The organism is Winogradskyella immobilis (assembly GCF_021887715.1).
Lineage (GTDB): Bacteria > Bacteroidota > Bacteroidia > Flavobacteriales > Flavobacteriaceae > Winogradskyella > Winogradskyella immobilis.
In genome coordinates this window covers 1-2,831 of record NZ_JAIQXX010000044.1, presented here as the reverse complement: position 1 = coordinate 2,831, position 2,831 = coordinate 1, and the positions used below count along the sequence as shown (strand labels likewise).

General features: G+C 29.7%; 3 protein-coding genes. All 3 read right to left on the bottom strand.

What is annotated here, in order from left to right; all coding sequences use genetic code 11:
* Window positions 1-391: DUF998 domain-containing protein (locus K8Z87_RS13695; protein WP_227478142.1), on the bottom strand; the 391-nt coding region annotated here is incomplete at its 3' end.
* 66 nt (window positions 392-457) lie between these two features.
* Entirely contained in the window at window positions 458-1,033 is a 576-nt protein-coding gene (locus tag K8Z87_RS13690; protein WP_227478141.1) for a Crp/Fnr family transcriptional regulator, read from the bottom strand.
* A 173-nt stretch (window positions 1,034-1,206) separates the two neighbouring features.
* On the bottom strand, window positions 1,207-2,466 hold the full coding sequence (locus K8Z87_RS13685; protein WP_227478140.1) for a glycosyltransferase: 1,260 nt from the start codon (window positions 2,464-2,466) through the stop codon (window positions 1,207-1,209).
* Window positions 2,467-2,831: the final 365 nt, after the last annotated feature.

Sequence of the window (2,831 nt, the reverse complement as noted above, 5' to 3'; positions counted from 1 at the left end):
CACCAATCAAAAAGAAAGTATAGCTCCCAAAGCTTCCAACTGTATGTAAAAGCATTGTTGTTGATTGTGGGTTATCGAAATCACCTGGGAATATTCCAGAAATTGTCATAAAAACGCCACTAAGTAACAATCCATAGAAAGGTAATTTACTAGATTTTTTAATCGCTATATTTTTATATAAACCAAAAGAAAATACTGAAATTAATAAACCTGTGAGAATGTAACCAAAAAAATTCCAAACCCATTTGTTTGGTGCGTCTAACGAACCAAGTTCACTTACCCCTTTTGTTAAAAAACTATATTCAGGTCTTTGGTTAGCCATAATAAAATAAGTAAACCAAAATAATATTGGTGCTAAAAAACCGATTACTGCATATTGTTTACTCTTCATTAATTCCTTTGATTATTCTTATTTAGCTAAATTAAGAAACAACGAGATTGGTCAATTTGATATAGATCAAAAAACATCTTTTTCGGCACGCACTCTGCTTAGAGTTTCCTGTGTCATTCCCAAATGCGATGCGAGCATACCAAGTGACACCCTTGATAACTTATTTTTTGAAGCTTTATAGAAAAATTGGTATCTCTCTTTAGCGGTATGAAACTGCATTGATATAATTCTTTCAGATTGTTTAACGAAATAATTAGAAATAAGGATTCTTCCAAAGCGTTCCATCTCTGGGAAATCTTGAAAGCATTTTTCAAGTTCTAAAATATTAATAGCAATCAATTCTGATTGTTCTAAGGTTTCAATGTAGCAGTTATCAGGTACATTTTTCATAAAACTATATATGGAAGTTATCCATTCGTTTTCTGCTGAGAAATTATCAGTAATTTCCTTTTCATTCTTTTTGTAGAAGATTCGTAAAAGCCCCGATTTTATAAAATAAGTATTTTCACAAATTCTGTTTGGTTTATGAAGAAATTTCCCTTTTTCAATTACTGTAGTTGATGAAATTTCTTGTAATCGTTTTGCCAAATCATCTGAGACAGGAATAACATTTTTTATATGCTCGATTAGAGTTTCTATCATTTATAGATTGTTTTTTGCTATAGAGGGAAACAGTCTCAGTTAAAGTACTAAAATAGTAAAAAGGGATAAAGCTAGAAGTATTTAAATTATATTGTAATTATTAAAATCAAGTAATTAATTACGCAACAGTTATTTGTGAAGTGTTTTGTTTTCAAATAATGATTTTTTTTTAGCTACTCTAAATCTTTAATCATTTTATAAAGTTTATTCTTATTACTTTCAATTTTCATTTTTTCACTAATTAATTCTGAATTTTTTTTATAAGATTTATTGCTAATTAAATCTAACAATTTGTTTTCAAAGTTCTGTTCATTAAGTTTCTTTATAGGTATGCCACTAGGTCCAAGATTTAAAGTTGATATGGTTTTTTTCCAGAAAAATTGATCTAAGATGTGAGGAACAATTAAACTGGGGCATGCATATCTTAATGCAGTATGCGTAGTTCCAGATCCGCCATGATGAACAGCTGCATAAATCTTGGGAAATATCCAATCATAAGGTATATTACTTACAAAGTGAATATTCTCAAGAGGCTTGTCAATTTTTTCCAATCCTCCCCATGATGTATTGATAATGGCTGGTATATTGTTTTTTTTCAATACGTCAATTATAATACGGGTCTTTTCTTTGGGGTCTGAATTGGTCATACTCCCAAAAGAGATAAAAACAATCTTTTCATGATTTTTGAGAAACTTCAATAATAGATCATCAGGACACCAACTTGTTGTTTTATCTCTTTCATAATAGCCTACGATCTGAGCGGGAAGAGGCCAGTATTCAGGTCTAGAAAATAATGAAGAAGAAATAGTGTATAATGTTTTTTCTTTTTGAAGCATGATCCTCTTAATTGAGGAAAAAGAGATTTTTAATTTAGGATAGTCTTTACTATATTTTTTTGAAACCTTCTTTAATATTATTGCTTTCATACTATTTGATAACCAAAAACTCAGTGTATTTAATGTTTTTCCATAATTTCCTAAAATGGTAAGATGCCTAATTGTGTGTGCTGTACCAGGAATAGGGCTTACCATAATAGATTTACCTGGATTAGCCATTCCCCAGATAAGGCTATAATTGCATTTTGGGTGATATATAACTCTATCAGGTTTCTCTTCCTGTTGGATGTTATGTTGCAATGACAAAAAACTTTTTGAGAGCTTTATACCAACTCTTGCCATTTTTAAAAGAAATTTTATTCTAGTAAGAATAGAACCATGTCCACCCATAAACATTTTAGCATCTTTACTGTCTAACATATCTAGAAATTCTCTGCTAAATCCTCTGAAAGGAATTCCCATATCTTCTACAATCTCACGAAACTGTTCTGGAAAAACACAAATCACATCCCAACCTTTTTCTTTTAAAAGTTGAGAAATTGCTAAAAAGGGTTCTATATCTCCTCTTGTACCAATCGAAAATAATATTGCTTTCATTATGAAAAATTATTTTTATTATATACTTGCAGTAAAGATTTTATATGAGTAGTAGCTAATTTCTACTCACAAATCTCTCGTTTAATCACTTAAACCGTTATTATCTATAATTATCTGATAACAGCTATAATAGAGACGTAGAATATATAAAAAGGTTCAATTTGTTTTTTAATTTTTGCTTTTTAGCATTAGGAAGACTTAATAATAATTGTTACGTAAGTAAATATTAAAGTCGGTATTTTAACGGACTCCCAATAGGTAGATTTTTTTATCAGTTTTGGATAAGTAAAAGCACCAATCAAAAAGAAAGTATAGCTCCCAAAGCTTCCAACTGTATGTAAAAGCATTGTTGTTGATTGTGGGTT